This window comes from Micromonospora sp. BQ11 (assembly GCF_052068135.1).
GTDB lineage: Bacteria > Actinomycetota > Actinomycetes > Mycobacteriales > Micromonosporaceae > Micromonospora.
Genome location: NZ_JBQHDB010000002.1, coordinates 251,983 through 278,954, shown reverse-complemented (window position 1 = coordinate 278,954; position 26,972 = coordinate 251,983). Strand labels below are relative to the sequence as shown.

27 protein-coding genes are annotated in these 26,972 nt (G+C 73.1%); 16 read left to right on the top strand and 11 right to left on the bottom strand.

Features of this window, described 5'->3' with window-relative positions:
* Window positions 1-206: 206 nt before the first annotated feature.
* The 6 genes from ACTMSW_RS05255 (at window position 207) to ACTMSW_RS05230 (ending at window position 5,420) form a co-directional block, all read left to right on the top strand.
* Window positions 207-662: an SRPBCC family protein gene (locus tag ACTMSW_RS05255; RefSeq protein WP_441179284.1), complete on the top strand. Its 456-nt coding sequence runs from the start codon at window positions 207-209 to the stop codon at window positions 660-662.
* Window positions 663-702: 40 nt separating this feature from the next.
* Window positions 703-1,359, top strand: coding sequence for a hypothetical protein (locus tag ACTMSW_RS05250; RefSeq protein WP_441179283.1), 657 nt, complete (start codon window positions 703-705; stop codon window positions 1,357-1,359).
* Window positions 1,360-1,435: 76 nt separating this feature from the next.
* The gene (locus ACTMSW_RS05245) at window positions 1,436-2,383 is read left to right on the top strand and encodes an ROK family glucokinase (RefSeq protein ID WP_441179282.1); all 948 of its coding nucleotides are present in this window, start codon (window positions 1,436-1,438) and stop codon (window positions 2,381-2,383) included.
* A 3-nt stretch (window positions 2,384-2,386) separates the two neighbouring features.
* Window positions 2,387-3,097: an endonuclease/exonuclease/phosphatase family protein gene (locus ACTMSW_RS05240; protein WP_441179281.1), complete on the top strand. Its 711-nt coding sequence runs from the start codon at window positions 2,387-2,389 to the stop codon at window positions 3,095-3,097.
* A gap of 92 nt (window positions 3,098-3,189) precedes the next feature.
* Window positions 3,190-4,596, top strand: a complete 1,407-nt coding sequence (locus tag ACTMSW_RS05235; RefSeq protein ID WP_441179280.1) for a flavin-containing monooxygenase — start codon at window positions 3,190-3,192, stop codon at window positions 4,594-4,596.
* A 2-nt stretch (window positions 4,597-4,598) separates the two neighbouring features.
* A complete protein-coding gene (locus ACTMSW_RS05230) occupies window positions 4,599-5,420 on the top strand; it encodes an alpha/beta hydrolase (protein WP_441179279.1) in 822 nt (273 codons plus the stop codon).
* A gap of 16 nt (window positions 5,421-5,436) precedes the next feature.
* Here ACTMSW_RS05230 and ACTMSW_RS05225 read toward each other — a convergent pair whose 3' ends face one another.
* The 3 genes from ACTMSW_RS05225 to ACTMSW_RS05215 form a co-directional block, all read right to left on the bottom strand.
* Complete coding sequence (locus ACTMSW_RS05225) at window positions 5,437-6,855, bottom strand: alpha,alpha-trehalose-phosphate synthase (UDP-forming) (RefSeq protein WP_441179278.1); 1,419 nt, start codon at window positions 6,853-6,855, stop codon at window positions 5,437-5,439.
* Window positions 6,856-7,029: 174 nt separating this feature from the next.
* Entirely contained in the window at window positions 7,030-7,869 is an 840-nt protein-coding gene (locus ACTMSW_RS05220; protein WP_441179277.1) for a DUF308 domain-containing protein, read from the bottom strand.
* Window positions 7,870-8,104: 235 nt separating this feature from the next.
* Window positions 8,105-9,460 carry a serine hydrolase domain-containing protein gene (locus tag ACTMSW_RS05215; RefSeq protein WP_441179276.1) on the bottom strand — a complete coding sequence of 452 codons (1,356 nt, stop codon included), beginning with the start codon at window positions 9,458-9,460 and terminating at the stop codon, window positions 8,105-8,107.
* Between the two features lie 177 nt (window positions 9,461-9,637).
* Here ACTMSW_RS05215 and ACTMSW_RS05210 point away from each other — a divergent pair, with 177 nt between their 5' ends.
* Window positions 9,638-10,351, top strand: coding sequence for a lysophospholipid acyltransferase family protein (locus ACTMSW_RS05210; protein ID WP_441179275.1), 714 nt, complete (start codon window positions 9,638-9,640; stop codon window positions 10,349-10,351).
* A 3-nt stretch (window positions 10,352-10,354) separates the two neighbouring features.
* Here ACTMSW_RS05210 and ACTMSW_RS05205 read toward each other — a convergent pair whose 3' ends face one another.
* Complete coding sequence (locus ACTMSW_RS05205) at window positions 10,355-11,047, bottom strand: Crp/Fnr family transcriptional regulator (protein ID WP_441179274.1); 693 nt, start codon at window positions 11,045-11,047, stop codon at window positions 10,355-10,357.
* Window positions 11,048-11,288: 241 nt separating this feature from the next.
* Here ACTMSW_RS05205 and ACTMSW_RS05200 point away from each other — a divergent pair, with 241 nt between their 5' ends.
* The 5 genes from ACTMSW_RS05200 to ACTMSW_RS05180 all read left to right on the top strand — a co-directional run bounded on the left by ACTMSW_RS05200 (window position 11,289) and on the right by ACTMSW_RS05180 (window position 14,829).
* A complete protein-coding gene (locus ACTMSW_RS05200) occupies window positions 11,289-11,786 on the top strand; it encodes a polyadenylate-specific 3'-exoribonuclease AS (protein WP_357037330.1) in 498 nt (165 codons plus the stop codon).
* A 56-nt stretch (window positions 11,787-11,842) separates the two neighbouring features.
* Window positions 11,843-12,349, top strand: coding sequence for a pyridoxamine 5'-phosphate oxidase family protein (locus ACTMSW_RS05195; protein WP_441179273.1), 507 nt, complete (start codon window positions 11,843-11,845; stop codon window positions 12,347-12,349).
* A 166-nt stretch (window positions 12,350-12,515) separates the two neighbouring features.
* Window positions 12,516-13,544 carry a 6-phosphofructokinase gene (locus ACTMSW_RS05190; RefSeq protein WP_441179272.1) on the top strand — a complete coding sequence of 343 codons (1,029 nt, stop codon included), beginning with the start codon at window positions 12,516-12,518 and terminating at the stop codon, window positions 13,542-13,544.
* Window positions 13,545-13,613: 69 nt separating this feature from the next.
* A complete protein-coding gene (proC, locus tag ACTMSW_RS05185; protein ID WP_441179271.1) occupies window positions 13,614-14,432 on the top strand; it encodes a pyrroline-5-carboxylate reductase in 819 nt (272 codons plus the stop codon).
* A gap of 46 nt (window positions 14,433-14,478) precedes the next feature.
* Window positions 14,479-14,829, top strand: coding sequence for a DUF2203 domain-containing protein (locus ACTMSW_RS05180; RefSeq protein WP_441179270.1), 351 nt, complete (start codon window positions 14,479-14,481; stop codon window positions 14,827-14,829).
* Window positions 14,830-14,889: 60 nt separating this feature from the next.
* On the opposite strand, the gene ACTMSW_RS05175 is transcribed toward ACTMSW_RS05180, so the two are convergent.
* The 4 genes from ACTMSW_RS05175 to ACTMSW_RS05160 all read right to left on the bottom strand — a co-directional run bounded on the left by ACTMSW_RS05175 (window position 14,890) and on the right by ACTMSW_RS05160 (window position 17,853).
* Window positions 14,890-15,534, bottom strand: a complete 645-nt coding sequence (locus ACTMSW_RS05175; RefSeq protein WP_441179269.1) for a class F sortase — start codon at window positions 15,532-15,534, stop codon at window positions 14,890-14,892.
* Window positions 15,531-16,388 (bottom strand): DUF4397 domain-containing protein, encoded by an 858-nt coding sequence (locus ACTMSW_RS05170; RefSeq protein WP_441179268.1) that lies wholly within the window; start codon window positions 16,386-16,388, stop codon window positions 15,531-15,533. The genes ACTMSW_RS05175 and ACTMSW_RS05170 overlap by 4 nt, the downstream gene beginning before the upstream one ends.
* Before the next feature lie 88 nt (window positions 16,389-16,476).
* On the bottom strand, window positions 16,477-17,211 hold the full coding sequence (locus ACTMSW_RS05165; RefSeq protein ID WP_441179671.1) for an NADPH-dependent F420 reductase: 735 nt from the start codon (window positions 17,209-17,211) through the stop codon (window positions 16,477-16,479).
* A gap of 153 nt (window positions 17,212-17,364) precedes the next feature.
* A complete protein-coding gene (locus tag ACTMSW_RS05160) occupies window positions 17,365-17,853 on the bottom strand; it encodes a glutathione peroxidase (RefSeq protein ID WP_441179267.1) in 489 nt (162 codons plus the stop codon).
* A 165-nt stretch (window positions 17,854-18,018) separates the two neighbouring features.
* On the opposite strand from ACTMSW_RS05160, the gene ACTMSW_RS05155 reads away from it, so the two are divergent.
* Window positions 18,019-19,644 (top strand): glycosyl hydrolase family 18 protein, encoded by a 1,626-nt coding sequence (locus ACTMSW_RS05155; protein ID WP_441179266.1) that lies wholly within the window; start codon window positions 18,019-18,021, stop codon window positions 19,642-19,644.
* Window positions 19,645-19,733: 89 nt separating this feature from the next.
* Here ACTMSW_RS05155 and ACTMSW_RS05150 read toward each other — a convergent pair whose 3' ends face one another.
* Entirely contained in the window at window positions 19,734-20,720 is a 987-nt protein-coding gene (locus ACTMSW_RS05150) for a helix-turn-helix domain-containing protein (RefSeq protein WP_441179265.1), read from the bottom strand.
* 157 nt (window positions 20,721-20,877) lie between these two features.
* On the opposite strand from ACTMSW_RS05150, the gene ACTMSW_RS05145 reads away from it, so the two are divergent.
* From ACTMSW_RS05145 to ACTMSW_RS05135, 3 genes are all read left to right on the top strand, one after another.
* The gene (locus tag ACTMSW_RS05145) at window positions 20,878-21,363 is read left to right on the top strand and encodes a hypothetical protein (protein WP_441179264.1); all 486 of its coding nucleotides are present in this window, start codon (window positions 20,878-20,880) and stop codon (window positions 21,361-21,363) included.
* A gap of 87 nt (window positions 21,364-21,450) precedes the next feature.
* Window positions 21,451-22,857: a class II 3-deoxy-7-phosphoheptulonate synthase gene (locus ACTMSW_RS05140; protein ID WP_441179263.1), complete on the top strand. Its 1,407-nt coding sequence runs from the start codon at window positions 21,451-21,453 to the stop codon at window positions 22,855-22,857.
* Between the two features lie 50 nt (window positions 22,858-22,907).
* Window positions 22,908-23,939 (top strand): threonine aldolase family protein, encoded by a 1,032-nt coding sequence (locus tag ACTMSW_RS05135; protein ID WP_441179262.1) that lies wholly within the window; start codon window positions 22,908-22,910, stop codon window positions 23,937-23,939.
* Window positions 23,940-24,039: 100 nt separating this feature from the next.
* Here the strand turns inward: ACTMSW_RS05135 and ACTMSW_RS05130 are convergent, their stop codons facing one another.
* Window positions 24,040-24,906 carry a deoxyribonuclease IV gene (locus ACTMSW_RS05130; RefSeq protein ID WP_441179261.1) on the bottom strand — a complete coding sequence of 289 codons (867 nt, stop codon included), beginning with the start codon at window positions 24,904-24,906 and terminating at the stop codon, window positions 24,040-24,042.
* Window positions 24,906-26,894, bottom strand: a complete 1,989-nt coding sequence (gene pknB / locus ACTMSW_RS05125) for a Stk1 family PASTA domain-containing Ser/Thr kinase (RefSeq protein WP_441179260.1) — start codon at window positions 26,892-26,894, stop codon at window positions 24,906-24,908. The genes ACTMSW_RS05130 and pknB overlap by 1 nt, the downstream gene beginning before the upstream one ends.
* Window positions 26,895-26,972 lie beyond the last annotated feature (78 nt).

Here is a 26,972-nt window from a genome sequence, read left to right as displayed (position 1 = left end):
ACTCCTCGTGCTCACGACTGACCGGGCCGGCCGCCACCTGGCAGGGGTCGGCTCTGTCGAAACCTACCCGTCCGCTCCGGCGGGGCGAAGAGGCAGGTTGCCCGGTGGCGCCCGGGTGGGCTCGCCCGACGGTGCGGCCGGAGGTGGAACCGGCGTGCCGGGGGCGGCGCGGCACGGGCGTGCGGCCCGCCGGGTAGCCTCCCCCCATGGCGGACACCTCCACCCAGTCGATCGTCATCGGCGCGCCACCGGAACGGGTGGCGGCGGTCATCTGCGACTTCCCGAGCTACCCGGAGTGGACCGACGCGGTGCAACGGGTGGAGGTGGTCGAGGAGTACGAGGACGGCTACGCCAGCCAGGTCCGGTTCACCATCGACGCCGGCGTGATGGCCGACGAGTACGTGCTGGCCTACGCGTACGCCGAGGACCTCTCCCGGATCGAGTGGCACCTGGTCGCGCCCTCGAAGATGCAGCGCTCCCAGCAGGGTTCGTACGACCTGGAGGCGAACCCGGACGGCACCACGACGGTGACGTACACGCTGGAGGTCGAGCTGTCGGTGGGGATGCTCGGCATGTTCCGCCGGAAGGCCGAGAAAATGATCATGGATACCGCGTTGAAGCAGCTCAAGCGCCGGGTAGAAGCACCCGGTGCGACGTCGTGACGCGGCCCGCGGCGCGGACGCCACGGTAGAGGAGCCGACCATGGGGGCAACGGATCCGGGTTCGGCCCGGGAAGAAGCGGAGCGGCTCGTCGCCACCCTGCTGGCATCGGCTCGACTGGCCGCGGCCGGTCCGGGCGCCGGCCCGTGGGGTCCGCTCGGTGGGATCGTGGCGGGTGTCCTCGGTCACAGTGCCAACCCGGGTGGGTCAGCGGCCGGGTCCGCGAGCGGTTTCGCCACCGGCGCGGCGGAATGCACCGTCTGTCCGGTCTGCCGTGCGATGGCGGCCCTCCGCGACCCGAGTCCGGAATTCGCCGAGCGGCTGGCCACCGGAGCGGGCGATCTGGCCGCCGGAGTGGCCAGCCTGCTGCGGGCATTCGCCCCGGCGGAGCAGCCGCACCGCCCGGAGGACGGGCCGGTGAGCCCCGAGCCGGCCGGTGGTGGGGGCGGCGCCGACGATCACGTGTGGCGCGAGGCCACCCGTAGCGGGCATGATTCTCCGTCGGCGCCGGAGCGGGATGTCTGGTCCGCCGCCACACGGGCGGAGGAACCGGTCGCACCGACCGCCGCCGCCCCGCCCGTCGACGACGCCGGGCCGGTCGCCCCGGCCCAGGTCCGGCCGGCGGCCGACCGTCCCGTGGTGCCCGCCTCGCGAGCGCCGGGCGGCGCGGACGGGGACGCACCGGGCGACGGAGCCTGACCACCGGACAATCCGACGTCCATCCACGGCCGGTTCGGCCGGACGTCGGACAGCACAGCAGAGGGGAGTGGCGGCGGTGACGCTGACCATCGGAGTCGACGTCGGTGGCACGAAGGTCGCCGGCGGTGTCGTGGACGAGACCGGCGCGGTCCTCGTGCAGGCCCGACGGGACACTCCCGCCGACGACGTGGCCAAGACCCGCGACGTCATCATCGAACTGGTCAGCGAGCTGGCCGCCGGCCACAGCGTCAACGCCGTCGGTATCGGCGCGGCCGGCTGGATCGACGCGAGCCGTTCCACCGTGCTCTTCGCCCCGAACCTCGCCTGGCGGGACGAGCCCCTGCGGGAGTACGTCAGCGCCGCCGTCGGCCTGCCGGTGATCGTGGAGAACGACGGGAACGTCGCCGCGTGGGCCGAGTTCCGCCACGGTGCCGCGCGGGACGCCGACGACTCGATGATCATGTTCACCATCGGCACCGGTGTGGGGGGCGGCATCGTCCTCGGCGGCGAGCTGGTCCGCGGCGCCAACGGCATCGCCGCCGAGCTGGGTCACATGCTGACCGTGCCGGACGGGCACCAGTGCGGTTGCGGGCGGCTCGGCTGCATCGAGCAGTACGCCAGCGGCAGCGCCCTGGTCCGCTTCGCGCGGGCCGCCGCCCGGCAGGAGCCGCACCGCGCCGTCGCCCTGCTGGAGCTGGCCGGCGGCGAGGCCGAGGCGATCACCGGCCCCATGGTGACCGCCGCCGCGCAGGGGGGCGACCCGGTCTCCGCCGAGGCGTTCGCGCAGGTCGGCCGCTGGCTGGGCACCAGCCTCGCGGACATGGCGCAGATCCTCGACCCGCAGGTGCTCGTGGTCGGCGGCGGCGTCATCGACGCGGGGGACCTGCTCATGGGCCCGACCCGCCGCTCCTTCACCGACGCGCTGGCCCAGCGCAGCCGGTTGCCGGTGGCCGAGATCCGTCCAGCCGAGCTGGGCAACACCGCCGGCGTCATCGGCGCCGCCGACCTGGCCCGTCGGCTGTAGAGCATGGCGGAGCACACCGACGGCGTGCCGCTGCGCGTCGTCTCGTACAACATCCACAGCCAGCGGGACGACACCGCCGCACTGGCGACGGTGGTCCGCGCGGCCGCGCCGGACGTGGTCATCGTGCAGGAGGGGCCCCGCCGGTTCCTGTGGCGGCAGAAGGCCGCGGCGCTGGCCGAGTCCTTCGGGCTGGTGGTCGCCGCGGGCGGCCTGCCGTCGCTGGGCAACGTCCTGCTGACCAGCCTGCGGGTCCGGGTCACGGCCACCCGGTGCCAGCGCTTCCCGCTGACCCCGGGCCGGCACCTGCGCGGCGCGGCGTACGCGGACTGCGTGGTCGGCGGGGGCGCCCGGTTCACCCTGGCCGGGTCCCACCTGTCCACCGACCCGGCCGAACGGCCGGGCCAGGCCGCGCTCTTCAAGCGGGAGCTGGACGCGGCGACGCTGCCGGTGATCGCCGGGGCCGACCTCAACGAGGGGCCCGACGGGCCGGCGTGGGCGGCGGTGGCCTCCGGGCTCACCGACGCCGCCGAGGCGATGGACCGGACGGACCGGCTCACCTTCTCCTGCGCCAACCCCAGCCGGCGCATCGACGCGCTCTTCGTCGATCCACGGATCCGGGTCGTCGACTACGACGTGGTGGACACGCCGCAGACCCGCCGGGCCAGCGACCACTTTCCGGTCCTGGTGGACCTGCTGCTGCCCGCCCACCACTGACCCGCCGCCCCCGCCGGGTCTGGACATCCCGCTCCGATGTGGAGAGGATGCTGCGCGACCGGCACTCGTGCCGCACAAAAGGAGACTCACCGGTGTCCACCTCCCCCGACCACGGCCGGCCCGGCCTGGAGACGAGCACCCTCGCCCTCACCGGCGACGGACGCCCGATCGCGGACCGGGGCGACACCGTCTGCGTCATCGGTGCCGGGGCCAGCGGGCTTACCGCGGTGAAGAACCTCAAGGAGCACGGCTTCGGTGTCGACTGCTACGAGCGGGAGACCGGCGTCGGCGGCGCGTGGAACTGGCGACACGACCGGAGCCCGGTGTACGGGAGCACCCACCTGATCTCGTCCCGGCCCTTCACCCAGTTCCCCGACTTCCCGATGCCGGACGACTGGCCGGACTACCCGCACCACAGTCAGCTGCTGGCGTACTTCGAGCGGTACGCCGACCACTTCGACCTGCGCGCGCACATCTGGTTCGGCACCGAGGTGGTCCGGGTGGAGCCGGTGGCCGGCGACCGCTGGGACGTCACCACCCGCAGCACCGGTGGCTACGGCCCGGAGCGCACCTCCCGGTACGCGGCGGTGGTGGTCGCCAACGGCCACAACTGGTCGCCGAAGCTGCCCCGGTACGAGGGGCTGGAGGAGTTCCGGGGCGAGGTGATGCACGCCTCCTCCTACAAGGACCCGGCCCAGCTGCGCGGCAAGCGGGTGCTCGTCGTGGGTGCCGGCAACACCGGCTGCGACATCGCCGTCGAGGCCGCCCAACAGGCGTCGCGCTGCTGGCACTCGACCCGGCGGGGCTACTGGTACGCGCCGAAGTACGTCCTCGGCCGCCCCGCCGACCAGGTCAACGACGCGCTGCTGGCGCTGCGGGTCCCGCTGCGGGTGCGGCAGTGGCTCTACCACTGGACGCTGCGGCTGACCGTCGGCGACCTGACCCGGTTCGGCCTGCCCAAGCCGGACCACCGGGTGTACGAGACGCACCCCATCGCCAACAGCCAGCTCGTGTACTACGTGGGGCACGGCGAGATCACCCCGGTGCCGGACGTGGCCCGCTTCCACCCGTACGCGGTGGAACTCTCCGACGGTCGGGAGGTCGACCCGGAGCTGGTCGTGTTCGCCACCGGCTACCTGCCCCGCTTCGAGTTCCTCGACCCGAAGATCATCGGTGACGACGGCGGTGCCGGTCGCCCGACGCTGTGGCTCAACGCGTTCGCGCCCGGCCATCCCACCCTCGCGGTGGCCGGCCTGGTGCAGCCGGACTCGGGCATCTTCACGCTCTCGCACTGGCAGACGGTGCTCTTCGCCCGGCTGCTGCGGCTGCGCCGTACCCGGCCGGACCGGGCCGCGGCCTTCGCCGCGAAGGTCGAGGCGCACGCCGGCGAGCGTTACTCGGGTCAGGTCAAGGACAGCAGCCGGCACTGGTTCGAGGTCGGCCACGCCGACTACCTGCGCGCCGTCCAGCGCGCCCTGCACGACCTGGAGGGCAGGTAGGTATGGCGACCACTCAGGTGCGGATCATGCGGGGACGGGAGTGGGCCCGTCCGGTCCGCCCGGTCCGGCGCGAGGTGCTCAGTGCGGTGCCGGAGCTGGAAGAGGGGCGTCCGCCGCTGCTCTTCGTACCGGGCTTCGGGCACGGGGCGTGGGCGTTCGCCGAGCACTGGTTGGGTCACGCCGCGTCGCGGGGCTTCGGCGCGTACGCGGTGAGCCTGCGTGGGCACGGCGGCAGCGGCCCCGCCCCGGACGCGACGCTGCGGGCGTACGCCCACGACGTGGTCCAGGTGGCGGCGGGCCTGCCGCGCCAGGCGGTGCTGGTCGGGCACGGCGTCGGGGCCCTGGTGGTCGCGCACGCCCTGGCGCGGTACCCGGCCCGCGCGGCGGTGCTGGCCGCGCCGGTGCTCGGCGGGTGGGCGACGCTCGGCGCGGCGCTGCGCGGCAATCCGCTGGGTACGCTGCCGGCGCTGGTCGGTGGACCCCTGCGACTCAACCGCCGGCAGCTGTTCAGCCGCGAGCTGCCCGAGGAGCAGGCCCGGGGTTACGTCTCCCGGTTGGGCCGCGCGGGCCGGCGGGCCCAGTGGCAGCTGCTCACCGGCCGGGAGCCCGAGCCGCCGGTGGGTGACCCTCCGGTGCTGGTGGTGGGCAGCCCGGACGACCGGGTGGTTCCGGCGGCGGCCCTGACCCGGGCCGCCCGGCGCTTCGGCTCCGCCCCGCTGCTCTTCCCCGGGATGGGGCACGACCTGATGCTCGACGCGCGCTGGCGGGAGCCGGTCGACGCGATCCTCGACTGGTTGGAGAAGGACCCGGCGCCGTCGACCTGACCTGCCGCCCGGCGGGTCAGGTGGTCGCGCCGAGGCGGTGGAGCAGGGACCCGCTCTCGTCCAGCGCGGACAGGTAGGAGCGGGCCCAGGCCCGGATGTCGTGCTCGTGCAGGTGGGCCCGCATGGCCCGCATCCGCGCACCGACGTCGTCCGGGCCGGCCCGCAGCGCCGTCAGCAGTCCCTGCTTGAGGCCCTCCAGGTCGTGCGGGTTGACCAGGTACGCCTGCGACAGCTCGGCGGCGGCGCCGGCGAACTCGCTGAGCAGCAGGGCACCGGTGTCGTCCACCCGCGCCGCCACGTACTCCTTGGCCACCAGGTTCATCCCGTCTCGCAGCGGGGTCACCGCCATCACGTCCGCCACCCGGTAGAGCGCGGCCAGCTCGGCGCGGTCGAAGGGCTGGGTGAGGTAGTGGATGGCCGGCTCACCGACCCGACCGAACTCGCCGTTGATTCGTCCGACCTCGCGCTCCACCCGCTCACGGAGGATCTGGTACTGCCCGACCCGCTCCCGGCTGGGCACCGCCACCTGCACCAGCACCGTGTCCCGGACCTTGACGTGGCCGCCGGCGAGCAGCTCGCTGTACGCCTTGAGCCGCTGCTCGATGCCCTTGGTGTAGTCCATCCGGTCGACGCTGAGGATGACCTGGTCGGGGCTGCCGAGGTCGTGGCGTAGCCGGCGGGCCCGGTCCGCCACGTCGGGGCGGGCGGCCAGCGCGGCCATCTCGGCGGTGTCGATGGAGACCGGGAAGGCACCGATGCGCACCACCCGGTCGTCGACGGCTATCCGCCGGTCGGTGGCCGGCAGGTCCAGCACCTTGGCCACGAGCTGGGCGAAGTTGTGCGCGGCCTGGGCCCGCTGGAAGCCGACCAGGTCGGCGCCGAGCATGCCCCGCAGCAGCTCGGCGCGGCGGGGGAGCTGCATGAACAGCTCCGGGGGCGGGAACGGCACGTGCAGGAAGAAGCCGATGTGCAGGTCCGGCCGCAGCTCCCGGAGCAGGCCCGGCACCAGGTGCAGGTGGTAGTCCTGCACCCAGACCACCGCGCCGTGTTCGGCGACCTCGGCGATCGCCTCGGCGAACCGCTGGTTGACCCGCTGGTACGCCTCCCACCAGCGGCGGTGGTACTCCGGTTGCTCCACCGAGTCGTGGTAGAGCGGCCAGAGGGTGGCGTTGGAGAAGCCCTCGTAGTGGTCGCGCAGGTCCTCCGCGTTCAGCGGCACGCTCTGCATGCGGACGCCGTCGACGTCGGCCAGGGCGGGCGCCGGGCCGGTGCCGCCGGCCCAGCCGACCCAGGTGGTCGGTGTGTGTGACAGCAGCGTGTGCAGGGCGCTGACCAGGCCGCCGGGGCTGCGGCGCCACTCGCAGGCTCCGTCGGGCGCCACACTGTCGTCGATGGGGAGGCGGTTGGCCACCACCACGAGGGAACTCTGTCGCATCTCGGGCATTCCGATCAGCTGAGGAGTGACCGCGCCAGACGAGGAACAACCGGGCAGTCAGCGGGGGAAGTGACGGACAGCGGTATTCCTACTGACAGTAAGTTACACCATTGTTACGTCACTGGCCGGGGACGCGAGGTCCCGCGATGCGGGCAGCCACCAACTGCGCGGGGGTCAGACGACGGCGCCGTCGTGCGGGTCGCTGTCGTCCTTGTCACCTGGGCGCAGCCGCCAGATCAGGGTGACGAACCCGGCGAGGATGCCGGTGAAGCCGAGCAGGGTCACCACCGCGCTGTCGACCGGAAGCACGTGGGGGAAGAGGAAGAGGACGAAGCCGACCACGATGCCCAGCACGCCGAGCACCGCGTACTTGGAGATGCGGGGCAGTGGGGGAGGCGGCGGGGGCGTGTAGCCCTCCTCCTCCTCGTCGTCGTCCGGCAGGTCGGCGCCGAAGGTGTCCAGCCCGTCCAGCAGCGACGGCTCCTCCTGCCGGCCACGCCCGACGGTGATGCCGGAGACGTCGGCGGCCCAGGGCAGGCGGCGCACGTCCGTGGCGGTGGGCCCGGTCGGGTCCTCGCCGCCGGTGCGGCCGACCCCGCCGGCCGGCCCGGGGTCGTCCACGTCCTCGGCGGCCGGCCACGGGTTGGCGCCGGCGGTGCTGGGGGTGGCGTGGAAACCGGCCACGATGCGCGCCCACTCGGCGTCGATGTCCGGCTCGTCGTCCCGGGACTTCTCCGCGCCGCCCTCGTCGGCGAGCTGCGTCAGGTAGTCGCGCGCGGTGGTCAGGTGTGAACGGTCGACGTAGAGCCGGTCGACCGGCCGGGACGGGACGGTGGTGGTGCGGGTGACCGGGTTCAGGTCGGCGGAGGGTTGCAGGTAGGCGGCGATGCCGCCGGCGGCCAGCACGTCGAGCAGGTGCTCGCCGACGCGCGGATCGACGTCGCCCGCGACGGCGTACTCGCTCGCGTCCAGCCCGTTGTCCCGCCGTCCCCGGCGGGCCCCACCCGCTGACACCGGACATCCTCCTCGTCGCGTGCCTGTGACACGCCCTTCGAGCCCCCTCGGCGCCGACCCGCTCGCCGTGTCTACGAATCGTGACACGTCGGCACCCGGTTCCGGGAGTGCGTTCTGTCGCGTCTTCCAAAGTCAGCGACCGTCCGCTGGTCGCGGGCGACGCCGTATGTCCGTTTGTGCACCTCGCGCGGGCCTTGGCCGGCCGGGGAAGCGGCACGGCGCGGCGTCGTGCCGGTCAGCTCACGGCGGAGGCGGTGATGTCGGCCACGGAGACCCGCACCGGGTCCGGATCGGCCCAGCTCCAGTTCGGGTGCGCGCGGTTGGTCAGCAGGACCAGGACCGTCCTCCGGTCGGGATCGACGACCAGCGAGGTTCCGGTGAAGCCGGTGTGCCCGAACGTGCGGGGACCGGCCAGTCCGCCCATGAACCAGGGTTGGTCGAGGACGACGCCGAGGCCGTGCGCGGAGGTGCGACCGGGGCGCTCGGGATCGACGGCGGGAAGGCCCCTGTTGACGTCCGTCACCATCCGCCGGGTGATCGACTCGGAGAGGACCCGCCGGCCCCGGTAGCTGCCCCCGTCGAGCAGCATCTGCCCGATGACGGCGAGGTCGGCCGCGGTGCTGAAGACGCCGGCGTGCCCGGCGACGCCGCCGAGGCGGTTCGCCACGTCGTCGTGCACGACCCCGCGCAGCAGACCGCGGGAGGAGCGGACGTCGGTGGCGACCAGCCGGTCAGCCCGGTCGGCGGGGCTCAGCCAGGTGTTCGGGGCGAACCCGGTGTCGCGCAGGCCGAGCGGCCCGGTCAGCCCGCTCGCCAACGCCCGGTCCAGCCGCTGCCCGGTGACCCTCTCCACCAGGTGCCCGAGAACCATCAGCCCGACGCTGGAGTACCGGAAGACGGTGCCGGGAACCGCGCCGGGCAGCAGTGGTGTGGCCAGCACCGCCGCCCGGCGGGCGGCGTCGCCGGACAGGCCGGTGATCCGGGCCCCGACCGGCAGGCCGCCGGTGTGGGCGAGCAGCATGGCGACGGTGATCGTCCGTCTGCCCGGCCCGGCGAAGCCCGGCAGCAGGTCGGCCACCCGGGTGTCGAGGTCGAAGCGCCCCCGGTCGACCTGTTGGAGCACGAGGACCGCGGTGCAGACCTTGGTGATCGACGCCGTGTCGAAGATCGAGTCCGGCCGCATCGGGACCTGCCTCGACTCCGGCAGCGGCACCGCTCCCGCGCCGTACCGCAGGGCCCGGCCGACCGCCACCCGCGCCACGACCCGGCCGTCGACCTGGCAGAGCGCGACCGCGCCGGCGTAACCGGGGTGCTTCGGGTTCTCCCTGGTCGGCCGGAGATGGCGGGTCAGTTCGGCGGAGAGGCGCGCCTCGAGCGCGTGGGGAGCCGACGCCGGTGCCGGCGGAGCCACGCCCGTTCCGGTGGAGCCGGGCACCGCTGTCGCGCCGGCCCGGCCCGCCGCCGTGGGGGTGGACGCGGCCGGGCCCGAGCCGCTGCTGCGGGCCTGCTCCCGGCAGCCGGTCACGGTCACGGCCGCGGTGGCCAGGCCGGCGGCGAGGAGGCTACGACGGGGGAGGGGCACGTGCCGCATCATGACAGCCCTCGGCCGGACCGGCGCGCAGGAGCGGTCCCAGTCGATGTCGTGCCGTGCGTGTGACGCGAAGCTGGTTCGCCGTCCGTTGTGGTGGGCCACCTCCGCTCCGTAGGCTCGACGACGACGGCGCCCGGGATCGCGGGCCGTCACGGGTCATCCACGGAAAGGACGCCGGTGCTGTACTGGCTGCTGAAGTACGTCATCCTCGGGCCGCTGCTGAGGCTGATCTTCCGCCCGCAGGTCGAGGGCCTGCACCACGTACCCGCCACCGGCCCGGTGATCCTGGCCAGCAACCACCTGTCCTTCTCCGACTCGATCTTCACGCCGCTGATCGTGCCGCGGAAGGTCACGTTCGTCGCCAAGGCCGAGTACTTCACCGGCAAGGGGATCAAGGGCTGGCTGACGAAGATGTTCTTCGTCGGCACCGGCACCATCCCGGTGGACCGCTCCGGGGGCCGGGCCGCCCGCGCGGCCCTCGACACCCAGCTCACCATCCTGCGGGCCGGCGGCGTCGCCGGCATCTACCCGGAGGGCACCCGCTCCCCGGACGGCCGGCTCTACCGGGGCAAGACCGGGGTCGCCCGGCTCACCCTGGAGAGCGGCGCCCCGGTGGTGCCGGTGGTGATGCTCAACCTCGACGAGATCCAGCCGCCGGGCAAGCTCATCCCGAAGGTGCAGCGGGTGCGGATCCGCTTCGGCCCACCGCTCGACTTCTCGCGCTACGCGGGCATGTCCGGCGACCGGTTCGTCGAGCGCGCGGTCACCGACGAGATCATGTACGAGCTGATGGAGCTGTCCGGTCGGGAGTACGTCGACATGTACGCCCAGAAGGCCAAGGGCACCCCTCCGCCGGCCGCCCCCGCGCCACGGGAGCCGGTGGCCGTCTGAGGGTCAGCGCTCGCTCATGCCGGCGCGCCGGCGCAGCGAGGCGACGTCGGTGACGACGATCCGACGACCCTCGGTACGCAGCCAACCCCGACTGGCGAACGACCCGATCGCCTGGTTGACGCTCTGCCGCGACCCGCCGGCCATCTCCGCGAGCTGGCTCTGGTTGAGCTCGATCGTGATCATCGGAGCCTGGCTCTCACCGGCCAGTCGCACCAGCGTCTTGGCCACCCGCCCCGGCAGGTCGAGGAAGACGTGGTCGGCGTTCTGCTCGGTGAGCCGGCGGATCAGCGCGCCGAGCGAGCGCATCACGGCGTCGAGGATGCGCGGGTTGGAGTGCACCAGCTCCATGAAGGCCGGCCGGGACAGCGCCAGCGCCGCGCAGTCCTCGATGGCCTCGGCGGAGGCCGAGCGGGTGGAGGCGTCCAGCAGCGAGACCTCGCCCAGCACGTCCGGAGGCCTTATCACCGACAGCACCGCGCGTTCCCCGGTCGGGGCGGTGCGGAAGACCGCGACCGCGCCACGTCGCAGCACGATGAGCGACTCGCCGGGGTCGTTCTCCACGAAGAGCAGCTGGCCCTTGCGGTACGTCCGGGGCACGGCCGCCGCGATGACCCGTTGCCGGACCTCGGGCTCCAGCCCGGCGAACATCTCGACGCCCGTGAGGGCGTCACCCGGCTCCGGCAGGCGCATCTCCACGGCCCAACCCCTCCCCGGTCAAGGACCACAACTCGCTCACCGGGTGAACCCTCTGAAGGCCCTGCGCAAGGTGAACTGACACCGGTTCGGCGTCCGGTAGCGGTACACATCAGATCATGACGGTCCGGTCGCGTGCTGTACAGCCCTCACGTCACTTCCGTGACAGTCCGCGGCCTGCGGCGGCGGAGGGTCGGCCGCCCCGGTGGGCGGTGCCGACGGGGCGTCGGCGAGGATCACGGGAATGGTCTACCGCTACTTCTACGACTGCGAGTTCATCGAGGACGGCCGGATCGTCGACCTGGTGTCGATCGGCGTCGTCGACGAGTACGGCCGTGAGTTCTACGCCGTCTCCACCGAGTTCGACGACTCTCGTGCGGTGCCCTGGGTGCGCCGCAACGTGCTCGACAAGCTGCCCTCCCCGGCCGACCGCGCCTGGCGCTCGCGGGAGCGGATCCGCGACGAGCTGCTCGACTTCCTGCTGGAGCCGGTCCGCGACCGGCCGGGCGAGCAGCTGGAGCTGTGGGCCTGGTACGCGGCGTACGACCACGTTGTGCTCGCCCAGCTGTGGGGTGCGATGCCGGCGCTGCCCCGGGAGATCCCCCGGTTCACCAAGGAGCTGCGCCAGCTCTGGGACGACCGGGGCCGGCCGACGCTGCCGGACGCCGACGCGGCCCGGCACGACGCGCTGGTGGACGCCCGGCACAACCTCGCGCGGTGGCGGGCGATGACCGGTTCGTAGGTTTGGCCCGTTCCGTCCCGGGCACGGTTTCGTGAGCCGAGGCGAGGGAGTAGCCCATGAGCAGCAAGGCACCCAGCGACCCGAGCGACGCACGGCGGCGGGTCACCGAGCTGGTCCGCGAGGCGCGGATCTGCATGCTGACCACCACGGCGGTGGACGGCCGGATGGTCAGCCGGCCGATGGCGCTGCAGGAGGCCGAGTTCGACGGGGACCTGTGGTTCTTCGCGTACGCCGACTCCGCCAAGGTGCGCCAGATCCGGGTCAACCCGGAGGTCAACGTGTCCTTCTCGGACCAGAAGCACAACGCCTGGGTGTCGGTGGCCGGCACCGCCCGGGACAGCTTCGACCGGGCCAAGGCCGAGCAGTTGTGGAACCCCCTGCTGAAGGCCTGGTTCCCGGACGGCCTCGACACCCCGGGGCTGACCCTGCTGACCGTGCACGTCGGCTCCGCCGAGTACTGGGACTCGCCGAGCAGCGCCGTGGTCAACCTGCTCGGTTTCGCCAAGGCGGCGGTGACCGGCCGACCGCCGGAGGCCGGGGAGAACCACGAGGTCAGCTACTGACCGGTAGCCGGGACGAGCCCGGGGCGGCCGGTCGTCGTACACGTTCGCCGACTACAGTGCGCACTGACGGCCCGCCCCGGGCCGGCAACGGCGCCGATGGTCTGATCTGACGCATATCCTGGGGCAAACCGGGCTTCATTGATGCTCCCAGGAGGATGAGCAGATCATGCGTATCGGCGTGCTCACCGGCGGCGGCGACTGCCCAGGTCTCAACGCGGTGATCCGGGCGGTGGTCCGCAAGGGCGTCACCAACTACGGTCACGAGTTCGTGGGTTTCCGGGACGGCTGGAAGGGTCCCCTGGAGGGCCTGTCCCGCCCCCTGGGTATCGCGGAGGTCCGCGGCATCCTGCCCCGCGGCGGCACCATCCTCGGCTCGTCCCGCACCAACCCCTTCAAGATCGAGAACGGCGTCGAGCGGATCAAGGACAACCTCGCCGCCCAGGGCGTCGATGCGCTGATCGCGATCGGCGGCGAGGACACCCTCGGCGTGGCCACCAAGCTGCACGAGCTCGGTGTCAACGTGGTCGGCGTCCCGAAGACCATCGACAACGACCTCGGTGCCACCGACTACACCTTCGGCTTCGACACCGCGGTCAACATCGCGATGGAGGCGATCGACCGGCTGCACACCACCGCCGAGAGCCACCACCGCACCCTGGTGGTCGAGGTGATGGGCCGGCACGCCGGCTGGATCGCCCTGCACGCCGGCCTGGCCGGTGGCGCCAACGTCATCCTCCTGCCGGAGCGGCAGTTCGACGTCGAGCAGGTCGCCGGCTACGTGGAGAAGCGCTTCCAGCACCAGTACGCCCCGATCGTCGTGGTCGCCGAGGGCGCGCAGCCGCTCGACGGCCAGATGGTCCTGCACAACCAGGAGCTGGACGCGTTCGGCCACGTCCGCCTCGGCGGCATCGGCCAGTGGCTCGCCGAGCAGTTGGAGGCCAAGACCGGCAAGGAGGCCCGCACGGTCGTGCTCGGGCACATCCAGCGCGGCGGCACCCCGACCGCGTTCGACCGGGTGCTCGCCACCCGGCTGGGCCTGCAGGCCATCGACGCGGTGCACGAGGGCGACTGGGGCAAGATGGTCGCCATGCAGAGCACGGACATCGTCCGCGTGCCGCTGGCCGAGGCCACCCGCGAGCTGAAGACCGTGCCGCTGGAGCGGTACGCCGAGGCCGAGGTCTTCTTCGGTAGCTGATCGTCTCCCCGGTGCGCGGCGGACCGCCCGGTCCGCCGCGCACCGGCTCACCCGAGGGGGTACGGACCGATGGCGGGTTCGGTGCACACGGTCGCGGTCGTCGGGGCCGGCAAGATCGGCGAGCTGATGCTCTCCGGGCTGCTGCGCTCGGGCTGGCCGGTGGACCGGCTGCTGGCCACCGCGCGACGGCCCGCCCGGGCCGAGGAACTGGCCGCCCGCTACGGCGTCCGGGTGGTCGACAACCTGGCCGCCGTGGACGAGGCCGAGGTGCTCGCGATCTCGGTGAAGCCGCAGGACGCCGGCGCGCTGCTGGACGAGATCGGGCCCAAGGTGCCCGCCGACAAGCTGGTGATCTCGCTCTGCGCCGGCCTGCCGACCACCTTCTTCAGCCGCCGGCTGCCCGAGGGCACCCCGGTGGTCCGGGTGATGACCAACACCCCGGCGCTGGTCGACGAGGCGATGACGGCCATCTCGGCGGGCGCGCACGCGACCGGGGCGCACCTGGAGCTGGCCGAGGAGATGTTCAAGCCGCTGGGCGCCACCATCCGGGTCCCCGAGTCCCAGCAGGACGCGGTCACGGCCCTGTCCGGCTCCGGCCCGGCGTACTTCTACCTGCTCGTCGAGGCGATGATCGACGCCGGGATCCTGCTCGGCCTGCCCCGGCAGGTGGCGCACGACCTGATCGTGCAGACCGCGATCGGCTCGGCGGTGATGCTGCGCGACTCCGGCGAGCACCCGGTGAAGCTGCGGGAGGCGGTCACCTCGCCGGCCGGCACCACCATCTCCGCGATCCGTGAGCTGGAGAAACACGGCGTCCGCGCGGCGCTGCTCGCCGCCCTGGAGGCGGCCCGGGACCGCGCCCGGGAGCTGGCCGTCAAAGCCGGCTGACCGCTCGCCCTCGGCACGCGTACGCCCGTGCCGCATACTGTGCCGCGTGTTCACTCTCGCCCAGGCCCGGCACCTGGTGGCCACCCTGCGCCCGCGTGTCGACGAGCTGGTCCGGCTGCGCGCCGACCTGGCCGAACTGCGGGCCGACCTCGCCGACCACGGTGTGAGCGCGCTCGGCGGACGCGCCGAGGTCAAGGGTCTGGAGGCGCGGATGCACGGGGTGGTGGACGAGCTGTACGCCCACGACATCCAGGTCAAGGGCATCGCCCCGGTGCTGCTCGACTTCCCCGGTGAGCGGGACGGCCGGCCGGTGCTCTGGTGCTGGCTGGAGGGGGACACCGACGTGCGCTGGTACCACCGCGTCGAGTGCGGCTTCGCCGGCCGCCGCCCCGTCTGATCGCGGGTGTTAAGAGGGGACCCCTGCTCTACCGGAGGCGTTAAGCGGGGGCCCTTCCTTTCACTCGGCGATCGCGAAGACCACCACGTTGTCCCGGTAGTGGCCGGTGCGCCGGTCGAAGTGCCCGCCGCAGGTGACCAGGCGCAGCTCCGGCGCGGGCGTCGGGCCGTACACGGCCCCGGTGGGGAAGCGGTCCTTGGCCACGCGTACCGCACCGGTCACCCGGAACGACACCGCCCGGTCGCCGCGCCACACCTGCACCCGGTCGCCGGGCCGCAGCTCGCCCAGCCGGGAGAAGACCGCCGGGCCGGTCCGGGAGTCCAGATGTCCGGCGATCACCGCCGGGCCCGGGTCACCCGGAACCGGGCCGCCGCCGTACCACCCGGCGGTCGCGAAGTCGGTCGGCGGTGCCAACGCTCCGGCGGCGTCGAGCCCGAGCACGGTCAGCGGGGAGTCGAGGCCGATGCGCGGGACGCGTACCCGGGTGGGGGCCGGTCGTGGCGCGGCGCGCGCACCGGCCGAGGGACAGTCGGCGGTGCAGCCCGGCCGCCATCCCGCCACGGGTGGCGTCGCGTCCGTGGTGGTCGCCAGCCCGACCCCGGTGCCGGCCGCCAGGCAGAGCGCCGCACCGACCGCGACCAGCCCGGCGGTCGGCGCCCGGCGGGCGCGGTGCCGCCGGATCGCGGGGCCGCGCCGATCGGTCACCAGGTGTCACGCCCCCGGCGCCGCAGCAGCGCCAGGCCCGCGATGAGCGCGGCCACCGCGAGCCCGCCGACCACCAGGGGGTACGCGGGCCGCCCGGTCGTGCCACCGGCGCCGGTGTCGATGCCACCCGCCGGTACGACGGCCACCCCGCCGGCGGCATCCTGTCGCAGCTCGGTGGTGAGCCCGCCCTCCTTGCCGTCCAGTACCAGCAGCGAGTAGACCGCTCCGCTGTCCAGGGTGACCTCGGTGTCGGTGGTCGGCCCGCCCGCGCCGCCCAGGCGCAACCGCCAGCGGCCCGCCTCGACCTCCCGGTAGTCCGAGGTGGTGGCGAAGCGGACGCCCTCGGCGATCCGGGGCCCGTCCGCGGCGGCCACGTCGACGATCGGCGCGCGCACCGACGCCTGGACGACGCGAACCCTGGCCCGTCCCGCCGCCGGCGCGCTGAGGTCGTCGCGCAACACCCGCAGTCCGAGGTCCGCGTACCGGCCCACCCCGGCGACGGTGTGCGCCGAGCCGCTGGTCACCGCCACCTCGGTGGTGAGCACCGGAGGTTCGTCGGCGGGCGCGCCGGCCTCGCGCATGGCGACCGCGTAGCGGCCCACCGGCAGCGGGAGGTACGTCGACACGACCCCGTAGCCGACGGCGGGGAACACCTGCGGATCGCGCCGGTCCGGTGCGGCGAGGTAGACGTCGACGGCGGGGGTGTCGGGGGAGAGGTGTGCGAGCCGGACGTAGCCGACCGTCGCGGCCTCGGCCCCGGTCGGTGCACCGGCCACGGCGACCACCGCGGTCCCGAGCAGGAATGCGCCGGTGGCGGCGAGCAGGCGGCGCGGTGCGGCGGGGAGCAGCGGCATGTCGCCTCCGGGGGCGTGTGGACGGGTCCGCCTACCAGAGTCCCGTCAGGGGGACTCGGGCGCAACCCTCGACACGCATGCCGTCAGCTCAGCGGGTCGCGGCGGCCAGGGCCTCGCGGACCTTGTCGGCACCCCCCGGCGCCTCGCGCTCCCAGTCCTGCGGGTCGGCCGAGTAGATCGTTCCGTAGGCCGGGGTGTCCGGCTGGTAACGCCAGCCGTCGGCGAGTGGGCCGGCGTCGACCGCGTCGTAACCGATGCGGTCCAGGAAAGCGGTCACCTCGGCCTTGGCGGCCGCGTCGTCACCGGCGATCGGCAGCGCGCTGCGGTCGGCGCTGCCGGTGGGCCGGGCCAGGGCCAGCAGGTGCTTGAAGAAGATGTTGTTGAAGACCTTGACCACGGTGGACCGCGGCAGGTGCCGCTGGAGCAGCTCACTGCTGGTGGCCTCGCCCGAGTCGAGCTCCGGGAACTGTCCGTCCCGCTCCGGGTAGTAGTTGTTGGTGTCGATCACGACCTTGCCGGCCAGCGGCTCCACCGGCACGTCCCGGTACGCCTTCAGCGGGATGGTCACCACCACCAGGTCGCCGGCCTGCGCCGCCTCGGCGGGCGTCGCGGCGCGGGCCCGGGGGCCCAGTTCGTCCACCAGATCCTGGAGGGTCTCCGGTCCACGCGAGTTGCTCAGCACCACGTCGTAGCCGCCGGCCACCGCCAGCCGGGCCACCGTGCTGCCGATGTGTCCACTGCCGATCAGTCCCACAGTCGTCATGCCTGTCCCCAACCCCGTCCGCCGTGTCGGCATTCCCCACCGATGTGGTCGACAATTGATCGGCTGCCCGTCAAACCTACTGTGGACGGGACCGCGCGGAAGCGGGTTCGCCCTGTTCGGGTCCGACGCCGAGGGCGTTTGTTGCCACCAACCAAACGCGGCGGGGCAGGGACGAGGGAGCCCCGGGGTCCACCCCGGGGCTCCCTCGCGTCCTCAGGCGGGCAGGACCTTCTCGATCGCGGCCCGCAGCTCGGGGGAGTCGGGCGTCACCGTCGGGGCGAACCGGGCGGCCACGGTCCCGTCCGGGGCCACCAGGAACTTCTCGAAGTTCCACCGCACGTCTCCGGTGTGGCCTTCGGCGTCGGCGGTGTCCACCAACGCGGCGTAGAGCGGGTGGCGCCCCGGGCCGTTGACGTCCACCTTCTCGGTCAGCGGGAACGTCACCCCGTAGTTGACCTGGCAGAAGTCGCTGATCTCCGCCGCGGTGCCCGGCTCCTGGCCGGCGAACTGGTTGGAGGGCACGCCGAGCACCACCAGGCCGCGGTCGGCGTACTCGTCCTGCAGCGCCTGGAGGCCGGCGTACTGGGGGGTCAGGCCGCAGCGGCTGGCGACGTTGACGACCAGCAGGGCGCGGCCCCGGTGGCGCGCGAGGTCGGCCGGGTCGCCGTTGAGGGCGTCGATCTGGGTGTCGAAGACGGTCATGTGCCGAGGCTACGCGGACGGCCGGGTCGGCCCCCGTGGTGTCCCCGCAAGTCAGTCACGCTCCCATTGGAAATCGAAACATGGACATCTTGACGAAGTGATGACGTCGTGAGTAGCGTCTCACCATCTTCTGGAAAGTTTCCTAACTGTTTGGGGTGACGCCACATGAAGAGATCCCTCCGCCGGGCCCTCTGGGTCGGCGCCGTGATGGCGGTGACCGCCGCCACGGTGCCGATGGCCTCGGCGTTCGGTGCCGGCAGCGTGACCGCGGCCTTCGTCAAGGCACAGGACTGGGGGACCGGCCACGAGACGCGGGTGACCATCACCAACGGCTCGAACGCCTCCGTCAGCACCTGGCGCATCGAGTTCGACCTGCCCGCCGGGACCAGCATCAGCAGCTCCTGGGACGCCGACGTCACCCGCACCGGCGACCACTACGTCGCGGTGAAGAAGAGCTGGGCCGGCGGCATCGCGCCCGGCGCCACGTTCAGCTGGGGCTACAACGGCACGGGCCCGTACAAGGCGCCGCTGAACTGCACCATCAACGGCGCGTCGTGCGCCGGGGGTGGCACGCCGCCACCCACCACCGCGCCGCCCACGACCGCGCCCCCCACGACGGCGCCGCCGACCACCCCGCCCCCCACCACGCCGCCGCCGACCACGCCGCCGCCCAGCGGTGACAAGAAGATCGTCGGCTACTTCGCCGAGTGGGGCGTCTACGGGCGCAACTACCACGTCAAGAACATCCACACGAGCGGCTCGGCGGCGAAGATGACCCACATCCTCTACGCCTTCGGCAACACCACCGGGGGTCGCTGCGCCATCGGCGACAGCTACGCCGCCTACGACAAGGCGTACACGGCGGCGGACAGCGTGGACGGCGTCGCCGACACCTGGGACCAGCCGCTGCGCGGCAACTTCAACCAGCTCCGCAAGCTCAAGAAGATGTACCCGAACCTGAGGGTCATCTGGTCCTTCGGCGGCTGGACCTGGTCCGGCGGCTTCACCCAGGCCGCGCAGAACCCGGCCGCCTTCGCCGAGAGCTGCCACAACCTCGTCGAGGATCCGCGCTGGGCCGACGTCTTCGACGGCATCGACGTCGACTGGGAGTACCCGAACGCCTGCGGCCTGAGCTGTGACACCAGCGGCCCCAACGCCTTCAAGAACGTGGTGAGCGCGCTGCGCACCAGGTTCGGTTCGTCGGCCCTGGTCACCGCTGCGATCACCGCGGACGGCAGCAACGGCGGCAAGATCGACGCCACCGACTACGCGGGCGCGGCACCGAGCCTGAACTGGATCATGCCGATGACGTACGACTACTTCGGCGCCTTCAACGCGCAGGGCCCCACCGCCCCGCACTCCCCGCTCTACTCGTACACCGGTATCCCGCAGGCGGGTTTCAACTCGGACGCGGCGATCCAGAAGCTCAAGAGCAAGGGCATCCCGGCCAACAAGCTGCTGCTCGGCATCGGCTTCTACGGCCGGGGCTGGACCGGGGTCACCCAGACCGCGCCGGGCGGCACCGCCACGGGCGCGGCCCCGGGTACCTACGAGCCGGGCATCGACGACTACAAGGTCCTCAAGAACACCTGCCCGGCGACCGGCACGGTCGGCGGCACGGCGTACGCCAAGTGCGGCAGCAACTGGTGGAGCTACGACACCCCCGCCACGATCAACGGCAAGATGACGTACGCGAAGAACCAGGGCCTCGGTGGCGCCTTCTTCTGGGAGCTCTCCGGTGACACCACCAACGGCGAGCTGATCGGCGCCATCAAGGGCGGTCTCGGCTGACGCCGAGTGCCGACGCATCACCCACACGGCGGGGAGGGACCACGCACCGGTCCCTCCCCGCCCGTGTGCGCGGATGGGGGGTGGCGGTGCTAGAGGCCGCCGCCGGCCCGCTGCCGGTACTCCCCGGGTGAGAGTTCGTACGCCTCGCGGAACACCCGGCTGAAGTGCGCGGGGTCGGCGAAGCCGCGCCGGCGGCCGATGTCGCGGACCGACAGGTGCCGCAGCCGCGGGTCGCCGAGGTCCTGGAGGCATCGTTCCAGCCGCAGGGTGCGGATCAACGCGGCGACCGTGGTCGGCGATCCCTCGAACAGCCGGTGCAGCGAGCGCACCGAGAGATGGTGCGCCGCCGCCACCGTGGCCGGGGTGAGCGACGGGTCGTCCAGGTTGCGCCGGATGAACGCCTCGATCCGGACCCGCAGGCCGTCGGCCCGGAGGTCGACCGGCAGGGTGTCCTCGGCGCCCAGGCTGCCGGCCACCGCGCCGGCGACCAGGGCGAGGGCGGCGGCGTCCAGACGCGTGGCGTCGGTGGGGGCGTACTGCTCGGGGTGGTCCACGACCTGCCGGACGAACTGGGCCAGCAGGACGCCCATGCCCCGGTCCGCGGGGATCCGGCCGATCCGTCCCGCGGCGACCCGCGACTCGGACACCGGCAGGGCGCTGCGCGGGATCAGGACGGTCAGGGTGCGCAGCGGCGACCGGGAGGAGGTCGCGGGCCGGTGGGACGACCCGTGCGGGCGGAGCGTGTCGATGAACGTGAAGCCGCCCGGTTCCAGCGGGCCCGTCCGCTCCTCCTGGGTGACCGTGCCCCGGCCGGACAGGGGCAGCGCGAGCTGGTACAGCTCCGGATCGGTGCTGCTGATCATCCGCGCCGTGCGGCGTAGGTCCAGGGACGGGTACCGCCACGCGGAGACCTTGACCGTGCCGAGGTCGACGACCCGGGCGGAGGCGGTGAAGTCGGCGGCGTGCGCGCTGCTGATCCGGGCCGCCGCGGACTCCCGGGCCACCAGGTCGTGCCAGAAGTCGAACCGCTCGGCCGGGTCGAGGTGGGCCGTGTCGATCGACGTGACCGCGAGCATACCGATCACCTCCGCGACCATCGTCCTACGCCAGGATCCGGGCGGATCAGTCGCCCGCCGCGACGGCGCCCGGTGCGACGGGAGCGACATGAGCCCGGATCGATGTGACAGACTCGCCGGTCAACGGGGTTCGATGTCGGTGGCGACGGAGGTGGGAATGCGCGCGACGCACCGGAGGGTGGCCGCCGGGGCACTGTTCCTGGCCGTCCTGCCGCCGGCCCTGCTCGGCTGCGGGATCGGCGGAGACGACGAGGAACCGGCCGAGAAGCCCGGCCGGGCCCCCGCCGAGGAGGCGGCCGCGAAGTCCCGCGAGCGGGTGCAGGCGTACCTCGACGCGATGACGGCCAAGGACGTGGCGGCCGGCCGCAGCCAGCTCTGCGCGACGATGCACCAGAGCTTCGACGCGGCCGCGACCGGGCCCAACGGCGACTTCGCCGACCACTTCGAGGTGCCCCAGGCGGAGATCACCGACGTCCGCCCGGGTCCACGGGGCCTGGAGGTCAGCACCTCCGTCTCGGTGGCCGTCGGGTCCCGTACGGTCACCCGGCCGCTGCTGTTCACGGTCACCCGGGACGGCGCCGACTGGTGCATCGCCGGCGAGGCACCCGGCGGGAACACCCCGGAGCCCGCCGTCACGCCCTGACCTGCGCGTCGGTGAGTCGCCTCTCACCACGCGGAACCATCCCCCTCGCCGGCCGGACGTCCCTCCGGTCGCCGTACGCTTTCTGTCATGCGCCATGAGTGGCATCAGCTGAGCCATCCCGCCGTGGGCAGCCCCGGCCTGCAGACCAGCCGTCCGACCGTCGACTCCGCCGAGGACGCGGCCCTGGGCCTGGACCGGTGGCGTGAGCTTCCGCGCCAGCAGATCCCGCCGTGGGAGGACCCGGCGCAGGTCGCCGAGGTCTGCAAGATCCTCGACACGGTGCCGTCGGTGGTCGCGCCCTACGAGGTCGATGAGCTCCGCCAGCGTCTCGCGCTCGTCTGCGAGGGCAAGGCGTTCCTGCTCCAGGGCGGTGACTGCGCGGAGACCTTCGCCGACAACACCGAGAGCCACCTGCTCGCCAACGCCCGCACCCTGCTCCAGATGGCGATCGTGCTCACCTACGGCGCGTCGCTGCCGGTGGTGAAGGTCGCCCGGGTCGCCGGGCAGTACACCAAGCCGCGGTCGCTGCCGACCGACGCCCGCGGCCTGCCCGCGTACCGCGGCGACATGATCAACGGTCTCGAGGCCACGCCCGAGGCGCGGGTCGCCGACCCGCAACGCATGATCCGGGCGTACGCGAACTCGGCCGCCGCGATGAACATGCTCCGCGCCTACCTCGGCGGCGGCCTGGCCGACCTGCACGCCGTGCACGACTGGAACAAGGGCTTCGTCCGCAACTCCCCGGCCGGCGAGCGCTACGAGGCGATCGCCCGGGAGATCGACCGGGCGATGGCCTTCATCCGGGCCTGCGGGATGACCGACGACGAGGCCCTGCGCACGGTCACCCTCTACTGCTCGCACGAGGCGCTCGCGCTGGAGTACGACCGGGCGCTGACCCGGGTCTCCGGCAACCGGGCGTACGGGCTGTCCGGGCACTTCCTGTGGATCGGTGAGCGCACCCGGCAGATCGACGGCGCGCACATCGACTTCATCTCCCGCATCGCCAACCCGATCGGCGTCAAGCTCGGCCCGACCACCACCCCGGACGAGGCGCTCGAGCTGTGCGAGAAGCTCAACCCGGAGAACATTCCGGGCCGGCTCACCCTGATCAGCCGGATGGGCAACCACCGCGTACGGGACGCCCTGCCGCCGATCGTGGCCAAGGTCGCCGCCTCCGGCGCCAAGGTGGTCTGGCAGTGCGACCCCATGCACGGCAACACCCACGAGTCGTCCAACGGCTACAAGACCCGGCACTTCGACCGCATCGTCGACGAGGTGCTCGGCTACTTCGAGGTGCACCGCGGCCTGGACACCCACCCCGGTGGCCTGCACGTCGAGTTGACCGGCGAGGACGTCACCGAGTGCCTGGGCGGTGCCCAGGGCATCGAGGACCTCGACCTGCCCGGCCGGTACGAGACCGCCTGCGACCCGCGACTGAACACCCAGCAGTCGCTGGAGCTGGCCTTCCTGGTGGCGGAGATGCTCCGTGGCTGACGCGAGGAGTGAGCTTGCGAGCCCCGCAGTCGGCAGCCGGAAGGACAACCGTGGCTGACGGGTTCGTGGATCTGCGGTCGGACACGGTGACCCGGCCCACGGCCGGTATGCGGGAGGCGATGGCCACCGCCGAGGTGGGCGACGACGTCTACGGCGAGGACCCCACCGTCAACGCGCTGGAGGCCGAGGTCGCCGCGCTCTTCGGGCACGAGGCGGCGCTGTTCGCCCCGACCGGGTCGATGGCCAACCAGATCGCCCTGCAACTCACCGTGCCCCCGGCGCACGAGCTGCTCTGCGACGCCGACGCGCACGTGGTGACGTACGAGATCGGCGCGGCGGCCGCGTACGGCGGGATCTCCTCGCGGACCTGGCCGGCGGTCGGCGCGGACCTCGACCCCGACGTGGTCGCCGCGATGGTCCGGCCCGACGGCTACTGGGCGGTGCCCACCCGGGCGATCGCCGTCGAGCAGACCCACAACCGCGGCGGTGGCGGGGTGATCCCCCTGGCCACCCTCCGCGAGCTGCGTCGGATCGCCGACGCGGCGCAGGTGTCGCTGCACTGCGACGGTGCCCGCATCTGGCACGCGCACGTCGCCGACGGGGTGCCGCTGGCGGAGTACGGCCGGCTCTTCGACACCCTGTCGGTCTGCCTCTCCAAGGGTCTCGGCGCGCCGGTCGGTTCGCTCGTCCTGGGGAGTGCGGAGAAGATCGAACGGGCCCGTCTCATCCGCAAGCGGATGGGTGGCGGGATGCGGCAGGCCGGTGTGCTCGCCGCCGCCGGGCGGTACGCCCTCGCGCACCACATCGACCGGCTCGCCGAGGACCACGCGAAGGCGGCCCGGCTCGCCGAGGCGATCGCCCCGTTCGGGGTGCTCGCCACCACCGTGCGCACCAACCTGGTGCCGCTGGACCTGACGAAGGCGCCGCTGGACGCGCACGCGCTGGCCGCCGCCGCCCGCTCCCGGGGCGTGCTGCTCTCGGTGCTCGGCCCGCGTACCGCCCGACTGGTCACCCACATGGACGTCGACGACACGGCGATCGACCGCGCCACCGACGTCCTGACCACCATCCTCCGCACCTGACCCCGCTCCCTCACACCCGGCCTGTTTCACGGAAAGAGTGGGTATTCCACGCGGAATAGCCACTCTTTCCGTGAAACAGCATGTCCGAGGGTGGGGCGGGTCAGGGGCGGAGGCGTTTGAGGATCGCCACGTCGGCGGCGTGGCCCTCGTGCTTCTCCGTCGGGGTCTCCACCACGACGGGGACACCGGCCGTCGCCGGGTGCGTCATCAGCTCCGCGAACGCGGGCTCGCCGATCGTGCCCTTGCCGACGTTCTCGTGCCGGTCCCGGGTCGACCCGCACAGGTCCTTCGAGTCGTTCGCGTGCACCAGCCGCAGCCGGTCCGCGCCGACCGTCGCCACGAGCGTGTCGAGGGTCGCGGTCATGCCGCCCTCGGCGGCCAGGTCGTGCCCCGCCGCCCAAGCGTGGCAGGTGTCGAAGCACACCCCGAGCCAGGGGTGCCGGTCGACCGCGTCCAGGTACGGCCCGAGCTGTTCCATGCGCGAGGCGAGCGACCGCCCACCGCCGGCGCTCGGCTCGACCAGCAGCATCGGCCCGTCCGTGGCGGCGGCCGAGTCCAGCAGGGGCAGCAGGGTCTCGCGGACCTGCCGCATCGCCGCCTCCCCGTACCCGGCCTCGACCGCGCTGCCGGCGTGGAACACCACGCCCCGGGCCCCGATCGCGGTGCCCCGCCGCAGGGCGTGCGCCAGGGTCTGCGCCGACCGTTCGACCGTCGCGGCCGTCGGGGAACCGATGTTGACCAGCAGCGAGGCGTGGATGAAGACCGGGACGTCCCGTTCGGCGCAGCCGTCGCGGAACAGCGCGTCCTGCACCGGGTCGCCCGCCGGCAGCGCCCAGCCCCGGGAGTTGGAGACGTAGACCTGCACGACCTCGGACCCGACCGCGTCGACGTACGGCAGGGCCGCCTTCGCCAGGCCGCCGGAGGTCGGGGTGTGCGTGCCGACCGGACGGTGTGCGTCCGCCGTCATCACAGGCACCCGATCGTGATCTGGGTGCCCGGCGGCACCGGCGTGTTCTCGTTGGGGATCTGGAACCGCGTCACACCGTTCGGGTTGAACTGCACGACCACCGGGAGGCCCTGGCTCTCCAGTGTCTGCTTGGCCTGCGGACAGGGCAGGTCGATGACCCGCGGCACCACGACCAGCGGCGGACCGTTGCTGACCTCCAGCCGGACCTGGGCGCCCTTCTCCACGCCGGCGCCGTCGGCCGGGCTCTGCCCGAGGACCTCGTCCTTGGGTCGGTCGGAGTCCTTGCCGGTCGGCGGCTCCACCAGCACCAGACCCAGCTGCGCGAGGGTCGTCCGCGCCTCGTTGACGTTCTTGCCGACCAGGTTGGGGACCGAGATCGGCGCACGGCCCTTGCTGAGGATGACGGTGACCTTGTCGCCGGGCCTGACCTCGGCGCCCGCCTTCGGGTTGGTGTCCACCACGACGCCCGCCGGCAGGTTGTCGTCGTAGCGGGCGGCACCCTTGGCCACCACCAGCTCCGCGGCGGTCAGGTCCGCCTCGGCCAGCTCGAACTCCTTGCCGACCACGTCGGGCACCGGGAACCGCTCCGGGCCGAGGGAGAGGGTCAGCGTGATGGTGCCGCCCTTGGCGATCCGGCTGGCGGAACCCGGGTCCTGGGCGAGGACACCGTCCTTCGGGACCTTCTCGTCGTAGCGCGGCTCGGCGTAGTCGAGGGTGAAGCCGCCGCGGGTCGCCTGCGCCTCCGCGTCGGCCTTGCTCAGGCTCACCAGTTGGGGCGCCACCGTGTAGCGACCGACACCGACCCACCAGCCGCCGCCGGCCGCGAGCAGGCCGAGCACCACCACGGCGGCGGCCAGCGCGAGACGACCCCGCCGCTCACCCATGACCTGAGCGCGCAGCGCGGCGAGCCGCGACCACAGGTCGGCACCCTCCTCGGGCGCCGCTCGTCGGCGGCCGACCCGCTGGCCGCCGGCCTCGGGGAGCCGGGCCCACGTCGGCCGCTGCGCCGGCTGGACCGCCGCCACCATCATCGTCGGCTGGGCCATCGCCGAATCGTCGGTCACCCGGCGCAGCACGGCGGTGTGCGTGTTCGGGTCGCCCAGGCCGTCCTTGGCGACCTGCACCTCGGCCAGCATCGCGCCGGCGTCGGTCGGGCGGGCGCCCGGGTCCCGACGGGTGGCCCGGCCGACCAGGTCGTCGAGTGCGCGGGGCAGCCCCGGCACCAGCACCGAGGGTGCCGGTACGTCCCGGTCGACGTGCTGCCAGGCCACGTCGACCGGTCGGTCCCCGTCGTAGGGCACGCGGCCGGTGAGCATCTCGAACAGCACGATTCCCGCCGAGTAAACGTCCGTCCGCGGGTCGGCGTGGCCGTCGGTGACCAGCTCCGGAGCGACGTACGCCACGGTGGCCATCAGCTGGTTGCTGTCGTCCTCGGCGCTCGCCTCGACCGCCCGGGCCAGGCCGAAGTCGGCGACCTTGACCACGCTGTCGACCAGGTTGGCCACGCCGCCGGTCGGCGCCTCGGCGACCAGTACGTTCTCCGGCTTGACGTCACGGTGGACCAGCCCGGCCCGGTGCGCGGCGGCGATCGCGGCGAGCATCTGCTCGGCGATCGCCAGGGCCTCGTCCGGGTTGAGCCGGCGCCGCTCGGCCAGCACGTCCCGCAGGGTGCGACCCCGCACGTACTCCATGACCAGGTACGGCATGCCGCCGTGGGTGCCCTGGTCGTAGACGGCGACCACGTTGGGGTGGGTCAGCCGGGCGATGGTCTTCGCCTCGTCGGTGAACCGCGCCACGAAGCCGGCCATCCCGGTGCGCGTGTCGGGCGCCTGGGACGGGTGAATGATCTTGACCGCCACGGTGCGCTCGAGGCGCTCGTCGGTGGCGGTGTACACGGTCGCCATGCCACCACGAGCCACGCGACCGCGAATGCGGTAGCGCCCGTCGATCAGCGAGCCCAGCAACGTGTCGGCGACCTGTGTGTCCATCGGCAGGCAGTCTATGTGTCCAGGGGGTGAAGGGAGAACAGGATGCTACAGCCGGCCCCCGACAGCGGTGGTCCCGCC